This is a genomic window from Pediococcus claussenii ATCC BAA-344, from assembly GCF_000237995.1.
Lineage (GTDB): Bacteria > Bacillota > Bacilli > Lactobacillales > Lactobacillaceae > Pediococcus > Pediococcus claussenii.
In genome coordinates this window covers 840,811-860,422 of record NC_016605.1, presented here as the reverse complement: position 1 = coordinate 860,422, position 19,612 = coordinate 840,811, and the positions used below count along the sequence as shown (strand labels likewise).

Genomic DNA, 19,612 nt, shown 5'->3' with positions numbered 1-19,612 from the left:
ATAATTTCACGTAATCTCAATCAAGTATAGCATACATTTTATTTGAAATGTAAAGCCTCCTTATGCCTGATATATCAGTATTTCTATTTAAATACTGCAAAATAAGTTTGAAGTAAAAATAAAGATAAAATTCTATTTCTATTTTTAAGTAGTTAAAACACAAGAAATAAATAAACAAATTCAGCTTAAAAACAAACCTCAATCAATGAAAAAAATTCATCATTTAAAGTTTGTTTTTACTACCCTACTATATAGAATACCACTCGTACAATTGTGCTAATCACTATTTTCTTTTAATTGTGCGGCCACTGAAACTTTAACAGTCTTTGCCACTTTCTCCGAGATCCCTAAAGATGTTATTTCTTTCACTGTAGCATTTCCGATTTTACTAATTGAGCCAAACTTCTTTAATAACTTTGTCCTAGTTTTTGGGCCCACCCCATTAATAGAATCAAGACTTGAACTTAATGAATGTTTAGCATGCAATTGACGATGAAATGTGATTGCAAAACGATGAACTTCATCTTGAATCCTTTGAATTAAATAAAATCCCTGACTTTTTGGATCTAATTGAACTCGCATATCCTGTTCGCCAAAAAGAAGGTCAGAAGTTTTATGCTTATCATTTTTAACCATTCCAGCCACGGGGATGGTTAAACCGAGTTCATTCACAAGAACATCACGCGCTGCATTTAATTGAATTTCGCCACCGTCCATTAATACCAAATCTGGTAAGGATGAATGCTCCTTCAAAAGACGAGTATACCTTCTCCTAATAACTTCTCTTGTACTAGCAGCTTCATCAGCATGATCAACGGTATTTAATTTATACTTTCTGTACATCTTTTTATCTGGTTTACCATCCGTAAAAACAACCATAGCAGATACCAAATCGGCTCCCTGAATATGTGAATGGTCAAACGCTTCAATTCTGTGACCAGTTGGTATTCCAAGCGCATTGGTTACTTCTTTCATTGCGCCAACCGTTTTACTATCATCAAGTTCCATCAAGCGAAATTTCTCTTCCAAGGTGATTTGTGCATTTTCACGTGCTAAGTCCATTAGATCTCGTTTCTCACCTCGTTGTGGAGTCCTAACTGGGACCCCAAGTATTTCAGAAATTACAGTATTATCAAATCCTTTCGGAATTAAAACTTCATTGGGTAGGATTTTGTTCTTATTATTATAAAACTGGAGTACAAATGAAGTTAACTCTTCTTCCGCATCATTAACAACCGGAAAAAGCTTCTTTTCTCGTTTAATTAATCGAGATTGTCGAATGAAAAAGATTTGAATTGAGAGCCACCCCTTATCAAAATAAAAATTAAATAAATCTCGAGGAGTTCTATCATTTGAAATTATTTTTTGCTTTTCAACTGTTATTTCAATGTAGTTTATCTGATCCCTAATTTCAGCTGCACGTTCAAAATCCAGCTTCTCAGCGGACTGCATCATCTTTTGCTGCAAACTTTTTTTCACACTGCTCACATTGCCGTTTAAAAATGACTTTATTTTAACAATTTGTTCCTTATAATCTTCCTCTGGAACTTCTTTAAAACAGGCACCAAGACATTGTCCCATATGGTAATACAGACAGGGCCTTCCCTGAAATCCATTGCAACGGCGTAATGGGTATACTTTTTCTAAAAAATGAAGAGTCTCTTCAGCTGCATATACATTCGGGTAAGGACCAAAATAAAATCCACCGTCTTTTCTTATTGACGAAACAATTTTCATTTGAGGATCACGTTCATTAGTTATCTTAATGTATGGATACCCTGTCCCTTTTTTTAACTTAATATTAAAATACGGCTGATATTTTTGAATCAAAGTTATTTCCAATAAAAATGCTTCCTTATCACTAGAAGTAACAATATAATCAAAATCAGCTATTTCGGACACCAATCTAGCGGTTTTTCCGTCATGAGAACTCTTAAAGTATGAGCGAACCCTGTTTTTTAAATTCTTAGCCTTGCCAACATAGATAATCTGACTGTTTAAATTCTTCATTTGGTAACATCCAGGTCGATCTGGTAACAAAGCAAGCTTTCTTTCAATATGATCTGATGCCATAATATTTTTGCTTCCTTTTTCCGATAATTGATTAATAATTATACCGCTGGAAACCATGGTATAGCAACTTTGAAGTTTCTTATATTAAAAAAGTGATTATGACAAATCATTCCCTGTCGTAATCACTTTACAATTAATAATCCTAATATTAAATTATTTATTCAATATCTTAGACAGAAACTCAGCCGCACGTTCAGTCTCGGGGTTTTCGAAAAACGTTTCTGGATCATTTTTTTCTTTAATTTCTCTGTCATCCATAAACCATACTTGGTTGGAAACCGACTTAGCAAAGTCCATCTCATGGGTGACGACAACCATGGTCATTCCATTTGTTGCCAAATCCCGCATAACATTTAATACCTCACCAACCATCTCAGGATCAAGAGCAGACGTCGGTTCGTCAAAGAGCATAATTTCTGGATTCATCGCCAGCGCCCGTGCAATTGCAACACGCTGCTTCTGTCCACCAGACAAACTATCTGGGTAGGCGGTTACTTTATCTTCCAAACCAACCTGTTTTAAAAGCTCCATTGCCTTTTCCGTAGCAACTGATTCACTTTCTTTTTTCACTCTAATAGGAGCCAAAGTCAAATTATGAAGTACATCCATATTTGGAAATAAATTAAAATTCTGAAAAACCATTCCCATTTTTTCCCGAACTGTTTCCAATTCCTTCAATGAAAGTTTAGTAAGATCTTGTTCTTCCAAGAATACCGAACCAGATGTGGGCGCCTCAAGCATAGTTAAACAACGTAAAAAAGTACTTTTTCCTGCTCCAGATGGTCCAATAACGCTAATTACATCACCCTGATTTACCTCTGCCGTAATATCTTCTAATATTGTATTTTCACCAAATTTTTTCGTCAAATTATTAATTGATAGCATTTTTTTAGGCATGGTTAAACTTCCCTTCATAGAATTTAAGTAATTTTGATAGAGAGAACGTCAAAATGAAATACAAAATCATTGCAACTAGTATTGGTGCTACACCTCTATACGTGTCAGCTTGAACAATTTTTAATTGATAGATTAAATCTGTAACTCCAATTATTGAAACAATTGAACTTTCCTTGATTAAGGAAATAAATTCATTACCAAGAGCTGGCCAAATATTTTTTAGAGCTTGTGGTAAAATTACAAACCTCATTTGGTCTGACTTACTTAGCCCAAGACTTTGACTGGCCTCAGTTTGTCCTTTATCAATAGAATTAATACCTCCACGAATTACTTCAGCAACATATGCAGCACTGTTCAGAGCGACCGCTATAATACCCGCTGTAAGAGCTGGTAGATTCACAAATAGTCCTAACCCAAAATATACAAACATCAACTGTACCATTAAGGGTGTACCCCGAACAAATTCAATATATGCAGTTGCAACTAAATTTGAAAGTTTATTGGCACTGAGTCTCATTAATGCTAATAATGTCCCCAATATACTTCCTAGAAAAACAGCAATAATTGATATGAAAACTGTATATCCAACACCCATCGCAAAGAATTTCCAATAGTGTAACATAGAGGTATTTGCTGTATTACTCTTTAAATGTGATCCAGCTTCTTTAAGATAAACTGGTATTAATTTTTCCTTTTTAATCGTTGCCAATGTTGTATTTACATGTTTCTTCAACATCGGTGAATTTTGCGGTAATGCTACCGCCGTGCTACTATCAGCCGAACTTAAATCAAATCCACCTTTAATCACTTTAATTCCCTTATTGTTTGAAGCAAATGCTTCGGCGGTTGGCGTCTCCATTACAACACCATCAACCTTATTAGTTTGCAAAGCTAAAATTAAGTCTGTCCCTTTTTCAATACCTGTGACCGAAGAATCTTTAATTTGATTTTTTGCTAAATTATACTGTAATGAGCCAGTTTGTGCGGCTACTTTTTTATGTTCGAAGGAATTTTTATCCTTATAAATACCAGCATCTTTCGTATTAACTAAGATACTTTGCCCACCAGTGTAGTATACATTGGAAAAATCTACACTTTTCTTACGTGCTGGGCTTGGATTCATACCAGCTAATACCATATCAACTTTTCCAGTTTGTAACGCAACTAGTAGTGAATCAAAATCCATATTTTTAATTTTCAATTTAACGTGCATATCTGCCGCTATTTTTTTTGCAATATTAATATCCATCCCGACATCAACACTCTTACCGTTTTCAGTTGTTTGAAATTCATAAGGTGCATAATCAGGACTTGTTCCAACCGTGAGTACCCCACTCTTTTCTATCTTTTCATACGTCGGATCAGTTGTGTCCGCTTTAATCCCTATTGCAGATAAAGTTCCACTAACCACTAAGCTAAATACCATACTTAGCAGTATAATCAATGTCCACGACTTCGTTTTCAACTTCACTTAAACCACTCTCCACTTCTTTTCAATAACAATGTTTTAAGAATATAACCATAGAGAAACGTTAGCAATAAAAAAATTCATTTTTTGAATAAATATGCATTAAACACCGAATATTAAGTTTAAGTTTGTATATTTTCCAAAAAAGACTTCTTTCAAAGAATTTGTTATTATTATAAAAAAGGATGTGGTAAAAATGGGATTACAAGTAAAGCGCGACACAAATTTGGAAAAAGCTCTCGATAAATTTGCAGCTAAACCAGTTCTAACAGATGATGAAAAAAAGAAAAAAGACAAATTTTTAAAAAACAGCCAAAATAAGAAAAAATAATTTACCTGCTTTAAAACTTTCCAAATAAAAAATGCGATGAATAATCATCGCATTTTTTATTTGGTTTAGTTCGTTTGTTCTGGATATCTCTTTTCTAGACTTTGAATATTTCTCCTAGCAATATCATCAAAAGGAATATCAGCCCACTCGGCAACCTGAGATAAATACCAAAGAACGTCCCCCATTTCTTTTGTCAACTCATCTTTATCCAATTCAGAGCCTCTAAAAGTGTAATTTTTAACAAGATTTACAACTTGCCCGCTTTCACCAGCCAAACCCAAAGCACAATTTGTTAGAACTTGCTCGTTACCCAGCAATGTCCGATTTGCTTTTTCCTGATATTCGTTGAAGTTCATCCTATTACCCCTTCATTCTCTTTTCAATCCAATTCCACACTTGATCTTTTCCTTCTTTGGTCTGTGCTGAAAACATTTGAAAGGCACTATTTTTTTTATCAAATCCGATCGTTTTCTTGATCAAACTCTCTTGTTTATTCCATTTGCCACGAGGAATCTTATCACTCTTTGTAGCAACAACTAAAATTGGAATATTATAATAGTTAAGATATTGGTACATCGAAACATCGTCTTCCGTTGGTTGGTGTCGAGCATCAATTAGTGAAATAACACCCTTGAGTTGATTTCTTGATGTCAAATACGTTTCAATCATTGTACCCCATTTTTCGCGTTCCTTTTGAGAAACTTTGGCATAACCATATCCAGGCACATCAACAAAAAAAACTTTTTCTTCAACGCGATAAAAATTCAGGGTTTGTGTTTTACCAGGTTGTGAAGATGTCCTAGCATATGATTTTCGGTTAATTAATGTATTTGTAAGAGAAGATTTTCCAACGTTCGATCTTCCCACCATTGCGATCTCCGGATATCCTTGAGTTGGATATTGCTCAGGTGCTACCGCACTTATTTGTAACTCAACGTTATGAACTTCCATATCATAATTCCTCTAATCTTCAAAAATAAAAGGTCCTAAGACTACGAAGCCTTTTGACCCTTCAAAATCAACTCTGGTTCACTTCCGTCAACCACCGTTTTTTTGTTAACAATAACCCTTTCAACATCATCTCTTGAAGGAATTTCAAACATGATATCCCTCATGACGTTTTCAATAATCGAGCGGAGTCCACGAGCACCTGTATCCCTTGCAATAGCACGATCAGCAATCGCCTTTAATGCTTGGGTTGTAAAATGCAAATCAACACTATCCAATTTCATTAGTGCCTCATATTGCTTTACTAGAGCATTTTTTGGCTCGGTTAAAATTCTAACTAAATCCTCAGTAGTTAACTTTTCTAATGCCGTAAGAATTGGAAGACGTCCGATAAATTCTGGAATTAGACCAAACTTCAACAGATCTTCAGGAACAACCTGCTGCATTAAGCTTGCTTCCTCATCAAGTTGCGTTTTAGAATTAGAACCAAAGCCAATTGTTTTATCACCTAAACGATTCTTGACAATGGTTTCTATCCCATCGAAAGCCCCACCAACAATAAATAAGATATTGGTAGTATCAATTTGAATAAACTCCTGCTGAGGATGCTTCCTTCCGCCCTGCGGTGGAACATTAGCAGTAGTACCTTCCAAGATTTTTAACAATGCTTGTTGGACACCCTCGCCCGAAACATCACGAGTAATTGAAACATTTTCACTCTTTTTAGCAATTTTATCAATTTCATCAATATAGATAATGCCACGCTCAGCTTGCTCAACATTATAATCGGCATTTTGTAGTAACTTTAGTAAAATGTTTTCAACATCTTCACCAACATATCCCGCTTCAGTTAACGTTGTTGCATCAGCAATCGCAAACGGTACGTTCAAAATTTTAGCCAAGCTCTGAGCTAAGAAAGTCTTACCCGATCCTGTTGGTCCAATCAAGCTAATATTACTCTTTTGAAGTTCGGGTGCGTCTTCATCTTCCTGAACTTCCATTTGATTAATTCGCTTGTAATGGTTATAAACAGCAACAGATAGTGTCTTCTTTGCTTCTTCTTGACCAATTACATATTGATTCAAGTGTTCCACAATATCATTAGGAGTTGGTACATCATTTACAACTAATGGTTCTGCTGTTTCTGCCAGTTCTTCATCAATTATTTCTTTACAAAGGTCCACGCATTCATTACAAATATAAACATCTGGACCTGCGATTATTTTTTTTACCTGATCTTGTGTTTTGCCACAAAAAGAACAGGTGATTGTTCCACCTTGTTGGTCATCGAACAATTCAGCCACCTCACATTTATTTAATAGCACTAATGATAACAAATAAACCAAATTGATTCTATTCATTAGCATTACATAGTAGCTTGTATACACATAAGAGACCGTGGCAAAATCATTCTTTCACCCCAGTCTCCTTTATGAATAAGTTAATTATTTAATTAATTTTCTTTTTTAGTACTCTTTGACTTAGCTTCTTCGATAGCAGAATCCTTAATTATATCAACTGCTTTCTTGACAGCAACATCATGTTTAACCATATCTTCCGAAAGGGCCGAACGGACTGCAGATTCTTCCATTCCGTATTGGTCTGCTAAGTTTTTGATTTCAGAATTAACTTCTTCGTCTGAAATCTCAATCTTTTCAGCTTCAACGATTGCTTCAAGGACTAGGTTAGTCTTAACACGATTCTCTGCACCCTCCGTTAATTGTTCACGAAGTTGATCTTCCGTAGAACCAGTGAGTTGGAAATACATGTCTGGTGAAATTCCTTGTTGCTGCATGTTGGCAAGATATTGACTAACTTGGCGATCAACATCTTCTTTAACCATTGCATTAGGAATCTCTTCAATCTTAGCGTTGTCAACAGCAGCTTGAATTGCTTCGTTTTCTTTCGTATCCTCAGCAGTTTGCTTCTTTTGATCTTTAATTTGTTCTTTAACCTTTGCCTTTAGATCATCAAGAGTATCTACGTCTTCATCAACATCTTTAGCAAATTCATCATCTAAAGCAGGAAGTTCTTTTGCTTTAACTTCGTGAACTGTAACCTTAAATATCGCATCTTTACCCTGTAGGTTTTCAGCTTGATAGTCATCTGGGAATGTAACCTTCACATCAACTTTATCTCCAGATTTGTGACCTACTAACTGATCTTCAAACCCAGGAATAAACGAGTTTGAGCCCAAAACTAAATCGTAGTTTTCAGCTTTACCACCATCAAAGGCTTCACCATCAACAGATCCATCAAAATCAATTGTAACAGTGTCCCCGTCTTCGGCAGGCTGGTCTTCTTTAAGAACCAACTCAGCTTGATCTTGACGCTTCTTTTCAATCTCTTCGTCAACTTCTTTTTGAGTAACACGTGTACTCTGTTTTGTTACTTTAACACCCTTATATTCACCAAGTTCAACCTCTGGTTTTACAGTTACAACCGCATTTAAAACCCAAGGCTGATCTTTTTCCATACTGTCTACATCAATATGTGGTTGATCAACGGGTTCGATGCCAGCTTCAGCAATTGCTGCTTCATAAGCATCTGGAAGAACAATGTTCAATGCGTCTTCATAAAGTGCTTCTTCACCATACATTTGGTTAAAAATTTGGCGAGGAACTTTGCCTTTTCTGAAGCCAGGTACGTTTAATTGTTTCTTTGTACGATCAAAAGCTTGATCGATACCTTTTTTAATTTCTTCTGTTCCAACTTCGAAAGTTAATTTACCTTCGTTAGTTCCGGTTTTTTCCCATTTTGCAGTCATTGTGTTCCCTCCGACATTGATTATCTTTGCAATAAAATTGCGTACAGCCTTTATTTTATCGTAATTTTAGCGGAAAGTAAACAAAATTTCTTTACCAAAGCAATTTTAAAAACAATAAAAAAAGCCCACCGAAGTGGACTTAATTACGAAATTAGTCGTCAATTTCTGATACGACTCCAGCACCAACAGTATGGCCACCTTCACGAACAGTAAATTTAGTACCTTTTTCAATAGCAACTGGTTCAATAAGTTCTACAGTAAATGTAACGTTATCACCAGGCATAACCATTTCAACGTTTTCTGGAAGTTCAATAACACCAGTAACGTCAGTTGTATGGAAGTAGAATTGTGGACGATAGTTTGAGAAGAATGGAGTATGACGTCCACCTTCTTCTTTAGATAAGATATAAACTTCACCCTTGAACTTCTTGTGAGTTTGGATTGAACCAGGAGCAGCCAAAACTTGACCACGAACAACTTGTTCACGGTTTACACCACGAAGAAGTGCACCAATATTATCTCCAGCTTCACCTTCATCAAGTGTTTTACGGAACATTTCTAGTCCTGTAACAGTTGTCTTAAGGTTTTCTTCTTTCAAACCGATGATTTCAACTTCATCACCAACTTTAACAGTACCACGATCGATACGTCCAGAAGCAACAGTACCACGACCAGTGATTGTAAATACGTCTTCAACAGGCATCAAGAATGGCTTGTCAGTTTGACGATCTGGTGTTGGAATGTATTCGTCGATTGTATCCATCAATTCCATGATAACTTTTTCTTGTTCTGGGTCGCCTTCAAGAGCCTTCAAAGCTGAACCGCGGATAACAGGAACGTCATCACCAGGGAAATCATATTCAGAAAGTAATTCACGTACTTCCATCTCAACTAAGTCAACTAATTCATCATCATCAACAAGATCAGTCTTGTTCAAGAAAACAACGATGTAATCAACACCAACTTGGTGAGCAAGAAGGATATGTTCACGAGTTTGTGGCATAGGACCATCAGTTGCAGCAACAACCAAGATAGCACCATCCATTTGAGCAGCACCAGTGATCATGTTCTTAACGTAGTCAGCATGTCCTGGGGCGTCAATATGAGCATAATGACGCTTTTCTGTTTCATATTCAACGTGAGCAGTATTGATTGTAATACCACGTTCTTTTTCTTCAGGAGCTGCATCAATATCAGCGTAATCTGAAGCTTCTGCCAATCCTTTTTCTGACAACACTTTTGTAATAGCAGCTGTCAAAGTAGTCTTCCCATGGTCAACGTGTCCAATTGTACCAATATTTACATGGGGTTTTGTTCTTTCGTAATGTTCTTTTGCCATTAATACGAACCTCCTGTATGTCGTAAGAATCTCCTAGCCTCGGCATAACACGGCCGGATCCTTTAAAAAATATTATACTACATCCTCTACAAAAGGCAAAGTGCCGTAAGAGAATCCTTGAGTATTATATGACATCTAAATTTGATAAGCAAGCACTTTATACAGCCTTTGCGGGCGATATTTATATTTTTCAACTTGTCTAAGATATCTTTTAAAACTTTCATTAAATTTCACAATCAGTTTAATCCCATTTGTAGCTGTATCAAAATATGATCTAGTGTTGTAAACCTATTTTCAATACCATGTTCGCTATGTTCAATTAACCCATTCACGAATTCACTAGGACTCTTAATGAATTTTTCTGGGAAGGGAAATACTAAGCTTAGAAATATTCTTAATTGTTCCATTCTTAGATTTTCCAATCCCTGCTCACCAGTGACGTTCTTAATAATTTTAGAACACTCCACAAAGTATTTAGAATTCTCCAATGGCTGAATTCTATCAGTATCAATTAATACTGTTTCTTCATTAATCCACAAAAATTTAGCCTGAATCTGCAACCCTGCACCTACAATTTTTTGCAAAACAGTTGTTCTAACCATTTGATTCAAATATGGATCCAGAAAAAGAAACTTCGCTGACTTTACATAACTACTCGCTGGCAGATGATTGGCATTCTCGATTGCTTTATTTTGCTCCACCAATGAGCACTCGCCCAGGTGATAAAAATCTTTTTCATATTCTCTAATAGTTTTAGGAAATTCATTTATAAAAAGTGATTCTGCATTCAAAATTTCGCTTAATTTTTTCTCATGTAGGCTCTTGCTGCTTACAAAACGAAGCATTGTCCTGGCCTTAATAAAATTTCGATCTAAAATCAAAGCATCTAAATATAAGATAAGTCCATCTTTATCGGATAAGAAAATATTCTCTTGCTCTTTAATTCGGCGTAAAGCTTGGTTAGCTTTATTTACTTGCAAGTAAACTCTTATTAAGAGAAATAGGACGTCTTTATCAAAAGATCGGTTATCCATTACCTCTAAAATAGAAAGGGCCGTATCATTATGACCGGCCCTTATTTCTTGTTCAACTTTATTCAACGAGTAATCTTCTTTATCCATTGTCAGTAGCTTTCTTTTTGCTAGACTTTTTATGGTGCTGATTGACTTCCATGATTACTGGTAAGATAACAGGTCGTCTTTTAGTTTGTTCAAATAGATACTTGCCAAGCTTGTCACGAACATCTTGTTTCAAATGTCCCCAGTCGAATTCTTTTTGATCCAAATTAGTCTGAACTGTATTCTTAACAATTTCTGAACTAACATTTATAAGATCTGTACTTGTTTTCAGGTAAACGAAGCCTTTTGAAGTGATCTTTGGATCAGTAATAATTTTTTTGTGCTTACGATCAATAGTAATGACAGCAACAAAAATTCCATCTTCAGATAAAATTTTTCGATCTCTTAACACAATATTTCCAATGTCCCCGACTCCGATACCATCAATCATCGTATTTCCAACTTCGATACCTGCAGCCAAGCTCATCTCATTATTTTTATATTCAAGGACATCACCTTTGCTTGTAATAAAAATATGATTTGAATCTATTCCAACTTCCTTCGCTAATTCTGCATGAGCAGCTAGTAACCGGTATTCACCTTGAATGGGAATCAAATATTCCGGATGAATTAAATTCATCATTAGCTGTAGGTCATCTTTAGTTGCATGTCCGGCCGAATTAACATCATCAGAAATTGATTTAACCTCCGCGCCAGCACGATAGACCATATCTTTAGTCTTTGCTACTGTTGTTTCCATAGCATGTGATGGAGTTGTTACAATATAAACTAGATCATTATCATGAATTGACATTTGTCCAGACTTCCTTGATGCCATCTTCTGTAAAGACTTGATTGGTTCACCCATCTTACCAGTTTCCAGTAAAATCGTTTCTTCTGGTTTCAGTTTAGCCAACTGATTCATAGGTACAATTAAATCTTTTTCAGGCAAGTGAAGCCGATTAAGTTTTAAAGCCGTATTCACAATTTTTTCTAAATCATGTCCTGTCAAAACAATTTTACGATGCGACTTTGCGGCGGCATTAATCACCTGTTGAATTCTTAAAATATTTGAAGCAACTGCCGCAACAATAATTCGACCATCATGATAATTAATTGTTTCCCATATTGAATCCCCCACTGCAACTTCATTTGACTTAGCCTGTGGGTTTTCAGCATTCGAGGAATCACTCAAAAGTGCAATAACTTTTCCCCGCCCAATTTCAGCCAAGCGACCATAATCGGTGGCGTAACCGTTAGCCACTGTTTGATCAAACTTAAAATCGCCCGTGTAAACAATCTGTCCCTGATCAGTTTTCAAAACAACGCCCAAAGATTCAGGAATTGTGTGAGTTGTTTTGAAAAAAGAAACAACTACAGAATCAAAATCAATTTCTTTAGATTCATTGACAATATGAAATTGGTCGTAACTCTTTAATTCTGTCTCCCCACTAATAGTAATTTTAGCCAACTCAATTGTTAACTTTGAACCAAAAACTGGAACATCGAATTCTTTCAAAAAATATGGAAGAGCGCCGATTGCATCGGCATGTCCATGAGTTAAAAACACGCCAACGATTTGATCTTTGTGTTCACTTAAATATGAAAAGTCAGGAATTACAATATCAATTCCTAAGAGTTCATTTTCAGGATATTTCAATCCACAATCTAATATATAAATGTCTTCATCAACCTGTACTGCATACATATTCTTACCATTTTCGCGTACTCCGCCAAATGGAATTATTTTAATCGAACTGCTCATTGTTAAATACCACCTAATTTTATTTATATTTATCCGTTCAATTCAGCTTCTATTAGTTTACCATAATTTAGAATACAAAAAAGCCTTCTGCATAAACAGAAGGCTTCGAAATTAGCACCCAATTTTAACGACGGAGTCCTAAACTCTTGATTAGATCACGATAACGTTGTACATCATTCTTACGTAAGTAAGCTAACAAGTTACGACGATGTCCAATCTTTTTCATTAAACCACGTTGTGAATGAAAATCTTTACGATGAATCTTCAAATGATCATTGATTTCATTGATGTCAGCAGTCAAAACAGCGATTTGAACTTCTGCTGAACCCGTATCACCTTCGTGACGTGCGTATTGCTTAATCAATTCATTTTTCTTTTCTTGTGAAATTGCCATGTACTTACACCTCTATATTATTAGTATCACCAAACTGAGTAAATCGTCGGCAGATCGACAAACTAAGTCTGAGATTGTGCTATGCACTCCTATAATAGTATCTAACTAATCATTATTTTGCAAGAATATTTTTTATCTCGTTGCATATACTTTATAATTTCTGTATAATACAGACTGTTGTATTAACAGATATTTGTGTTGGAGGTGAATCAAATGCCAGTTATCAAATCAGCAATGAAGCGTGTTCGCACTAATGAAAAAGCTGCAGCACGCAACCGTTCTCAGATGAGCGCTATGCGCACCAGCATCAAGACTTTCGAAACTGCTGCTAGCAATGGTGCTGAGAATGCCAGCGAATTATTAACTCAAGCATATAGCAAGATCGATCGTGCTAAGTCAAAGGGTCTTATCAAGGCTAACAATGCTGCTCGTAGTAAATCACGTTTAGCAAAACAACTTAGTAAGTAAAAATTTAGACTAATAAAAAGCGTTTGGAAAATCCCAAACGCTTTTTATTTTTGCTTTTTCAACCCTATAAGTCCAATTGTTAGGCACTACCAACCATTATTGTATGCAACCAAGAACAATTCAAATAATTCTTGCGGATCCCTTTGAGTGGTTTTTAGCTGCTTTTCAATATCTGTGATTCCTAAAAAGGCTTTTTGTAACTGCTCAATTTGAAATTGACGTGCCGTTTGAATAGCAAGTTTGACCCTATACGGATGTGCTCCCAACTCCCCAGCAATTTTACCTTGAGAATAACTTTTATCCAAAAGAACTTTGACTTGAATCAAAAGTCTAAATTGGCTTAGAATAGCTGCATTTATTCTTAGAGGTTGTTCCTGTTGAAATAATAGTTCTGAATAAACTGACATGCTCTCCTTTACTTTGCGCTTAAGTAAAAAATTGATCAAATCGAAAACATTTTGATTCAAACTTTGCGGGATTAATTTTTGGACACTATCAAACGTAATCACCTTTTCTTGTAAATTATACAAATACAATTTTTCCAAGCCCTGTGCTACAAGTGAAAGATCGTTATCCGTTCGTCCAATTAGCTGATCCATTGCTTCTGAATCAATTTTATATTTTTTCTCTTTAACCATTCTGCTAATTATATTCTTCACATCTGACTCATTAGGATGACTAGCATCCACCACTACCGCATTTTTCTCTAAATTCTTAACAACTTTTTTTCTGCCATCAAGTTTTTCATAATTGGCCAGTAAAACTAAAATTGTTGATGGCTCTGGCGACTTAACATAATCACTAAATCCTGAGGGGGCAAATTTGCTTTTATTTTTTTCCGTTGACAAAAAAGACGGCGCCGTTATGAATAACAGTCTCCTATCACCAAAGAATGGGGCCGATTGCGCCTCATCAAGAATTGATTCCATCCCACTTTGTAAAAAATCAAAACTACTTACATTCATTACTTGCTGATCATCAGGAATTAAATTTAAAAAAAGCTTTCTTGCATGATCTTGAATGAACTGATCGTTTCCTTTCACCAAATAAATATTTTTAACTATATTCGAATTTAATTCATTTTCTAATTCCGTTATCTTCATTATCTGTATTCAATTTCCTTTAAATTTTGTTATCCATCTTCCAGAATCATTCTCAAAATATCTATAACTAATCATCCCAGATGTTTGTGTCGAATAATTAAGAATATGATGCTTTTTAATTTTTTCTATTGTCTCTTTATGCGGATGCCCAAAACGATTTTTTCGCCCTGCAGAAGTAATCGTAACATGGGGACCGGCAATATCAAAAACTGCATCTGAATTAGATGTCCTACTACCGTGATGACCTAGTTTAAAAACATCAACCTTTAATTCAGGATACATTTCCATCATTCTTTTTTCACCGTTTTGATCTAAGTCGCCGGTAAAGAGAAATTTTTGTTTTCCGAAAGTACCAATCAATGCAAGAGAATCCTCATTCGCTCCTTTTCCTTTTTTCTCAGGATATAAAACCTGGAATGGAAAATTTCGAACAATAAAACCGCTTTTAACAGACTTGATTGATGTTTTTCTATTTATTACTGATTTCACTTTATCTTTGAACCCGAGCGAATCCAACATCCCATCACCAATTATTAGACGTTTTACTCTGAAGTTTTTACAAATTGTACCAGTATCGCCAATATGATCCACATCTTGGTGCGTTAAACATAAATTATCAATTTGTGATATCCCCAAACTCTTTAGATAATTGACAGATGTTCGGTTGGCTTGGGGTACCTCGATTTTTTGCCTTTTTTTCCACCCATTTTTAACAAAACCAACTCTGCCGCCAGTATCTATCAAACTAATTCTCCGATTAAATGGCTCTCTAATTAGAATACAATCTCCCTGCCCAACATCAAAAAAACTCACTTCCCCATAGGGAACCAAATGTAATAGCATATAAACACAGCTATACAGTACAAATGCTAATCCACTTATTTGTTTGTAAGTTTTAATATTCTGATCAATTGTCACTAACTTTAAAGTAATGATAAACAACAGTATTACAACGTTCGCATGAGGTTTACCAACGAGTATAAGACCTGGCATTTTCTCGGCCATCTTAATTAATACTTCAAAAAAAATGATTGGTAATCCCAAAACAATGTTTAATCCTGGAACAAGTAGTAAACAAATCGCACACGGTAAAATAATAACGGAAAATATAGGAATAAAAATCAGATTAAACAATACAGTTAAAATATTGACCTGATATGTAAAATACAATAGAGAAGGAATCTCTACTAAAAATAGTGCTATTGATTGGTAGACCTTATTCTTGAATTTTAAGGTTATCAAAATAAGCGAAAGTAAATAACTTAATTGACCACCTAAGCAAAATAATACAAAAGGATTAAGATACATGTTAATTAATAAAACAAGTCCCCATGTGTCAATATTTCTTTGTTTAAGTCTGAAACGGCTACAAAATGTATTTATCCAAACAATAGAAATACAACGTAGTAAACTAGTTGACCCCCCACCGATAACATAATAAATGGGAACCAAAACGAGAAGTAAACTTTCGCTAGTTTCTTTCGTTATCCTTAACCTTCGAAATAAAGCTTTCAATCCGTCCACTAAAAAGAAAACGTGCAGTCCAGAAATGCAAAACAAGTGAATAATTCCTGTATTCTTATATTTTTCACTATTTTGTTGCATGAACTCATCTTGATAACCTAAAACTGCTCCCAGAACATAACCTCTAATTGGTTCTTCGAAACTATTACATCTTAAAACCAATTTTTCTCTAAAACAATGTAGCCAATCAACTATGGAAAAAGTTTGCCTGATTTGCATCCGATCTATTTTTGCTTTTTCAAGAGTTAAAAAAACACCTTTGGAATAACTAAAAATTCTAGAATCACTTTGATTAAAATTAGTAGGTGATACTGGTACTCCCACTACTCCGTTAAGCTTTAAAAATAGCGGACGATTTTGACTTAGAAAATATTTTTCGTTGATATTGTTCAATGACCCATAAATCATAATAGGTAAACCAGTCAAATCATTTTTAACACCTCGAATTATAAACTGATCGCCATCGATTTTGACCTGATCCGTTTCTGCCTTAATTCTTAAATGTTCAACTTTTTTACCAACTAAGGCCTTCCCAACTTCAATATTTTTGTTAACTCTATGACATACAAAAATTGCCATTCCACTGGTCAAAAGCATTGCTATTAAAATAAGTTTTGACCTCAGACACACGGCCCTTACAATCCAAGCAATCCCCAGAATGGCGAAAATAACTTTGTGTGAAAAATAGAATCCAAGCACTAACATAGCAAGTATTGCTGACCAAAAGAAGCTATTTTGAATCTTCACTTAAATTTTCAATAATTGCGGACAAATCAATTTTCTTTAGATCTTCTGAACTAAATTTAATTTGTTTAATATCAACTTTTTTTCGCTTTAATAATTCTACTGCATATTTATCATTATGGTAATTACGTAAATAATTAATCTTCACAATTCCAGCTTGTAACAACATCTTAGTACATTGTAAGCAAGGAAAGTCTGTTACATATACCTCTGCTCCCTCTGTTGCAACGCCAAATTTAGCACACTGTAATACGGCGTTCATCTCTGCATGGATAGTCCTCACACAATGACCGTCCACTAAATAACATCCTTCATCTATACAATGCACATCTCCAGCAACTGATCCGTTATATCCCCCAGCAATCACCCTTTTATCTCTAACAATCAGAGCACCAACCGACAATCTTTGACAAGTACTTCTAAGTGCTAACAAAGTTGCTTGTGTCATAAAGTATTGGTCCCAATCAATTCTTTTATCCATATTTATTTTCCTCACTAATTCAAATAATAATATCCTCTTTTATTTTCTCATACATCTTAGCACCAATTCCCTTTACATTTTTTATTTCTTCAATTTTTTTAAATTCACCATGTTCTTCTCGATACTTTAAAATTTGTTCTGCTTTCTTTTCACCAATTCCATTTAACTTCTGAATTTCCTGTTGTGTTGCAGTATTTATATTAACTTGTTGTTCTTCTAAAACGTCAGCGTCATCCTTAAGGCCTTCCTTAGTTGCCACTGTACTATTAGTTGATTGACCTGTATCCAGCTTACTTTCACCTTTAATAGGGACATAAATTATCTGTTGATCTCTTAACTGTTGAGCAAAATTAACCAGCTTTGAATCTGCGGATTTGGTAATTCCGCCAGCAAGTTGGATAATGTCATGGACTCGCATTCCCTTTGAAAATTCATAAACACCAGGAGTTTTTACAGCTCCTTTAACATCCACCATCATTTTTGTATGCTTTTGCCCCGAAATCAGCGTAGACGAAATTTTTTTATCACCTCTCTTTTCAGAAACCACATTATCATTGTTAGAATTCTCTTCTCCGTTAACCTTAACATTATTGGGCCGCGTAGCTCCCATTAAAATAGTCACAATTAATATCGCAATCGTTGTCATAACACTCGCCATAATTATTTGTCTTTGATATTTTTCCCATAATTCCTCCATTAAGTTTCCTCCTAAATTTAAGATACAAAAAAAGAGTTAAAAATATCTAACTCTCTTTTAAATATTTAATTGCATCATTAAAACTAGTAATTGGAATAATTTTTATATTTAAATGATATTTTTTTACCGTTTTTTCAGCCAACTCATAATTAGTAAGATGTTCTGGTTCTACCTTTTTAACATCTTTCGTGCCCTTTACATACGGAGTTAAGAATATTTTAATTCCCTTTTGGTTAGCGGTGATTATTTTTTTATCAATTCCGCCAATCTCACCAACATTCCCCTTATCATCAATTGTTCCTGTTCCAGCGATATTTTCTTTTATTTTAAAGTTTGAAACCAACTCCGAATACATTTGTAGAGCATACATCAGTCCCGCTGAAGGCCCACCAACCCCATGAGCATTAATACGGGAATTTGGAATTGTACTTACCTTCTGGGCATCTACCAGTGAGATTCCAATTCCATTACGTCCTGCTTGAAGGTGAACACTTTTCCCTGTTAATTTAAAATGCTTTTTCCCCCGCTGTACAGTTAATGTAAGAGGTTGATTAAGTTTAGTATTCTTCATATATGTCAATGCGTCACTGGAATTATTAATTTTTTCCTTGTTAACTCTTTGTAAAACATCGCCCGGTTTTAATCGTTGATAAAACGTTGATTTATTCATTACATCAAGCACATATATTCCATTATTTTTAACATGTATTTTCTTATTTGCTGCTTTATAGGCAACTATTTTGGCTGCGTTTTCAGCACTGCTCATATAAACATCTTGAACTTTTTCGTACTCTTGGTTAGTTTGATTTCCAACAATAGAATCATTACTAACCATTTCATAGTGTGAGTTTAGCATTGCAAATAAATTGATAAGCGGAGTACCTTTTGCAACAGAAACTGATGTCATATAAAAACTATTCTTTTGCCTTACCGTTCCTCCACTAACTGTTATATATTTGGCTAAACGATCTGCAGATCCAGGTCCCTCAACATAGTTATTCATCGGGAAAAAGCATAGGCATAGAGTAGCCACAACAAAGGTACATACAATTCCAACCCACTTTAAATTTTTTCTAATCATTCAAGTCTTGCTCGCAGTCCAGAAATAATTTCATCGGGAAGCAGTCCTTGCACCGATCCACCCATTTTAACAACCTCTTTAATCAGGCTAGAAGAAACAAATTCAAACTTAGGATTAGTTGGTAAAAAAACCGTTTCTATTTTGTTATTCAAATAATTATTCATACCCGAAATTGCTTTTTCCGCTTCAAGATCGGCCCCATTGCGAACTCCGCGTATTAAAACATCAAAATTATTTTCAATAAAAAAATTAGCTGTAAGTCCGGAAAAAGTTACTACTTTTAGGTTATCCAACCTAACTGCATGGTTAATAAAATTAACGCGCTCCTGCTCAGTAAAAATTGGCTTTTTGGAGGTATTAATCCCGATACCCACGACCACTTCATCAAAAATTTTCGCAGAACGTTTAATCAGATCAATGTGACCATATGTGACTGGATCAAAGCTTCCAACATAAAGTGCTTTTGTCATGTCT

The 19,612-nt window shown here is 35.0% G+C and carries 19 protein-coding genes; 2 read left to right on the top strand and 17 right to left on the bottom strand.

From position 1 onward, the window contains the following. Positions 1 to 276: 276 nt before the first annotated feature. From uvrC to PECL_RS04090, 3 genes are all read right to left on the bottom strand, one after another. Positions 277 to 2,073 carry an excinuclease ABC subunit UvrC gene (gene uvrC, locus PECL_RS04100; RefSeq protein WP_041534601.1) on the bottom strand — a complete coding sequence of 599 codons (1,797 nt, stop codon included), beginning with the start codon at positions 2,071 to 2,073 and terminating at the stop codon, positions 277 to 279. A 153-nt stretch (positions 2,074 to 2,226) separates the two neighbouring features. Then, positions 2,227 to 2,970 carry an amino acid ABC transporter ATP-binding protein gene (locus PECL_RS04095; protein ID WP_014215328.1) on the bottom strand — a complete coding sequence of 248 codons (744 nt, stop codon included), beginning with the start codon at positions 2,968 to 2,970 and terminating at the stop codon, positions 2,227 to 2,229. Then, a complete protein-coding gene (locus PECL_RS04090) occupies positions 2,963 to 4,396 on the bottom strand; it encodes an ABC transporter substrate-binding protein/permease (RefSeq protein WP_050899613.1) in 1,434 nt (477 codons plus the stop codon). The genes PECL_RS04095 and PECL_RS04090 overlap by 8 nt, the downstream gene beginning before the upstream one ends. Positions 4,397 to 4,634: 238 nt before the next feature. On the opposite strand from PECL_RS04090, the gene PECL_RS10345 reads away from it, so the two are divergent. Then, positions 4,635 to 4,769 (top strand): SPJ_0845 family protein, encoded by a 135-nt coding sequence (locus PECL_RS10345; protein ID WP_267878797.1) that lies wholly within the window; start codon positions 4,635 to 4,637, stop codon positions 4,767 to 4,769. 65 nt (positions 4,770 to 4,834) lie between these two features. On the opposite strand, the gene PECL_RS04085 is transcribed toward PECL_RS10345, so the two are convergent. The 8 genes from PECL_RS04085 to rpsO all read right to left on the bottom strand — a co-directional run bounded on the left by PECL_RS04085 (position 4,835) and on the right by rpsO (position 13,040). After that, entirely contained in the window at positions 4,835 to 5,125 is a 291-nt protein-coding gene (locus tag PECL_RS04085; RefSeq protein WP_014215325.1) for a nucleoside triphosphate pyrophosphohydrolase family protein, read from the bottom strand. A gap of 4 nt (positions 5,126 to 5,129) precedes the next feature. After that, positions 5,130 to 5,720, bottom strand: a complete 591-nt coding sequence (yihA, locus tag PECL_RS04080) for a ribosome biogenesis GTP-binding protein YihA/YsxC (protein WP_014215324.1) — start codon at positions 5,718 to 5,720, stop codon at positions 5,130 to 5,132. 41 nt (positions 5,721 to 5,761) lie between these two features. Continuing rightward, complete coding sequence (gene clpX, locus PECL_RS04075) at positions 5,762 to 7,012, bottom strand: ATP-dependent protease ATP-binding subunit ClpX (protein WP_041534600.1); 1,251 nt, start codon at positions 7,010 to 7,012, stop codon at positions 5,762 to 5,764. A gap of 158 nt (positions 7,013 to 7,170) precedes the next feature. Next, entirely contained in the window at positions 7,171 to 8,484 is a 1,314-nt protein-coding gene (gene tig / locus PECL_RS04070) for a trigger factor (RefSeq protein ID WP_014215322.1), read from the bottom strand. Between the two features lie 151 nt (positions 8,485 to 8,635). Then, on the bottom strand, positions 8,636 to 9,823 hold the full coding sequence (tuf, locus tag PECL_RS04065) for an elongation factor Tu (RefSeq protein WP_014215321.1): 1,188 nt from the start codon (positions 9,821 to 9,823) through the stop codon (positions 8,636 to 8,638). A gap of 236 nt (positions 9,824 to 10,059) precedes the next feature. After that, complete coding sequence (locus tag PECL_RS04060; protein ID WP_014215320.1) at positions 10,060 to 10,944, bottom strand: hypothetical protein; 885 nt, start codon at positions 10,942 to 10,944, stop codon at positions 10,060 to 10,062. Further along, positions 10,937 to 12,646 (bottom strand): ribonuclease J, encoded by a 1,710-nt coding sequence (locus PECL_RS04055; RefSeq protein ID WP_014215319.1) that lies wholly within the window; start codon positions 12,644 to 12,646, stop codon positions 10,937 to 10,939. Before PECL_RS04055 ends, PECL_RS04060 begins: the two co-directional genes overlap by 8 nt. 124 nt (positions 12,647 to 12,770) lie before the next feature. Further along, positions 12,771 to 13,040, bottom strand: coding sequence for a 30S ribosomal protein S15 (gene rpsO, locus PECL_RS04050; RefSeq protein ID WP_014215318.1), 270 nt, complete (start codon positions 13,038 to 13,040; stop codon positions 12,771 to 12,773). A 213-nt stretch (positions 13,041 to 13,253) separates the two neighbouring features. Between rpsO and rpsT the strand changes: the two genes are divergently transcribed. Continuing rightward, entirely contained in the window at positions 13,254 to 13,508 is a 255-nt protein-coding gene (gene rpsT, locus PECL_RS04045; protein ID WP_014215317.1) for a 30S ribosomal protein S20, read from the top strand. An 86-nt stretch (positions 13,509 to 13,594) separates the two neighbouring features. On the opposite strand, the gene holA is transcribed toward rpsT, so the two are convergent. From holA to coaD, 6 genes are read right to left on the bottom strand one after another with little or no spacing between them, the layout of a single operon-like run. Further along, positions 13,595 to 14,611: a DNA polymerase III subunit delta gene (gene holA / locus PECL_RS04040; RefSeq protein ID WP_014215316.1), complete on the bottom strand. Its 1,017-nt coding sequence runs from the start codon at positions 14,609 to 14,611 to the stop codon at positions 13,595 to 13,597. A gap of 9 nt (positions 14,612 to 14,620) precedes the next feature. Beyond that, positions 14,621 to 16,882 carry a DNA internalization-related competence protein ComEC/Rec2 gene (locus PECL_RS04035; protein WP_041534599.1) on the bottom strand — a complete coding sequence of 754 codons (2,262 nt, stop codon included), beginning with the start codon at positions 16,880 to 16,882 and terminating at the stop codon, positions 14,621 to 14,623. Further along, positions 16,866 to 17,360: a ComE operon protein 2 gene (locus tag PECL_RS04030; protein WP_014215314.1), complete on the bottom strand. Its 495-nt coding sequence runs from the start codon at positions 17,358 to 17,360 to the stop codon at positions 16,866 to 16,868. Before PECL_RS04030 ends, PECL_RS04035 begins: the two co-directional genes overlap by 17 nt. Positions 17,361 to 17,379: 19 nt before the next feature. Beyond that, on the bottom strand, positions 17,380 to 18,057 hold the full coding sequence (locus PECL_RS04025) for a helix-hairpin-helix domain-containing protein (RefSeq protein ID WP_014215313.1): 678 nt from the start codon (positions 18,055 to 18,057) through the stop codon (positions 17,380 to 17,382). Between the two features lie 46 nt (positions 18,058 to 18,103). Then, positions 18,104 to 19,138: a SepM family pheromone-processing serine protease gene (locus tag PECL_RS04020; RefSeq protein WP_041534598.1), complete on the bottom strand. Its 1,035-nt coding sequence runs from the start codon at positions 19,136 to 19,138 to the stop codon at positions 18,104 to 18,106. After that, a complete protein-coding gene (gene coaD, locus PECL_RS04015) occupies positions 19,135 to 19,608 on the bottom strand; it encodes a pantetheine-phosphate adenylyltransferase (RefSeq protein ID WP_014215311.1) in 474 nt (157 codons plus the stop codon). The genes PECL_RS04020 and coaD overlap by 4 nt, the downstream gene beginning before the upstream one ends. Positions 19,609 to 19,612: the final 4 nt, after the last annotated feature.

Excerpts from the sequence above, each read along its gene's own strand:
- uvrC (WP_041534601.1), bottom strand. The coding sequence starts at position 2,073 with ATGGCATCAGATCATATTGAAAGAAAGCTTGCTTTGTTACCAGATCGA.
- PECL_RS04095 (WP_014215328.1), bottom strand. The coding sequence starts at position 2,970 with ATGCCTAAAAAAATGCTATCAATTAATAATTTGACGAAAAAATTTGGT.
- PECL_RS04090 (WP_050899613.1), bottom strand. The coding sequence starts at position 4,396 with ATGGTATTTAGCTTAGTGGTTAGTGGAACTTTATCTGCAATAGGGATT.
- PECL_RS10345 (WP_267878797.1), top strand. The coding sequence starts at position 4,635 with ATGGGATTACAAGTAAAGCGCGACACAAATTTGGAAAAAGCTCTCGAT.
- PECL_RS04085 (WP_014215325.1), bottom strand. The coding sequence starts at position 5,125 with ATGAACTTCAACGAATATCAGGAAAAAGCAAATCGGACATTGCTGGGT.
- yihA (WP_014215324.1), bottom strand. The coding sequence starts at position 5,720 with ATGGAAGTTCATAACGTTGAGTTACAAATAAGTGCGGTAGCACCTGAG.
- tig (WP_014215322.1), bottom strand. The coding sequence starts at position 8,484 with ATGACTGCAAAATGGGAAAAAACCGGAACTAACGAAGGTAAATTAACT.
- tuf (WP_014215321.1), bottom strand. The coding sequence starts at position 9,823 with ATGGCAAAAGAACATTACGAAAGAACAAAACCCCATGTAAATATTGGT.
- PECL_RS04060 (WP_014215320.1), bottom strand. The coding sequence starts at position 10,944 with ATGGATAAAGAAGATTACTCGTTGAATAAAGTTGAACAAGAAATAAGG.
- PECL_RS04055 (WP_014215319.1), bottom strand. The coding sequence starts at position 12,646 with ATGAGCAGTTCGATTAAAATAATTCCATTTGGCGGAGTACGCGAAAAT.
- rpsO (WP_014215318.1), bottom strand. The coding sequence starts at position 13,040 with ATGGCAATTTCACAAGAAAAGAAAAATGAATTGATTAAGCAATACGCA.
- rpsT (WP_014215317.1), top strand. The coding sequence starts at position 13,254 with ATGCCAGTTATCAAATCAGCAATGAAGCGTGTTCGCACTAATGAAAAA.
- holA (WP_014215316.1), bottom strand. The coding sequence starts at position 14,611 with ATGAAGATAACGGAATTAGAAAATGAATTAAATTCGAATATAGTTAAA.
- PECL_RS04030 (WP_014215314.1), bottom strand. The coding sequence starts at position 17,360 with ATGGATAAAAGAATTGATTGGGACCAATACTTTATGACACAAGCAACT.
- PECL_RS04025 (WP_014215313.1), bottom strand. The coding sequence starts at position 18,057 with ATGGAGGAATTATGGGAAAAATATCAAAGACAAATAATTATGGCGAGT.
- PECL_RS04020 (WP_041534598.1), bottom strand. The coding sequence starts at position 19,138 with ATGATTAGAAAAAATTTAAAGTGGGTTGGAATTGTATGTACCTTTGTT.
- coaD (WP_014215311.1), bottom strand. The coding sequence starts at position 19,608 with ATGACAAAAGCACTTTATGTTGGAAGCTTTGATCCAGTCACATATGGT.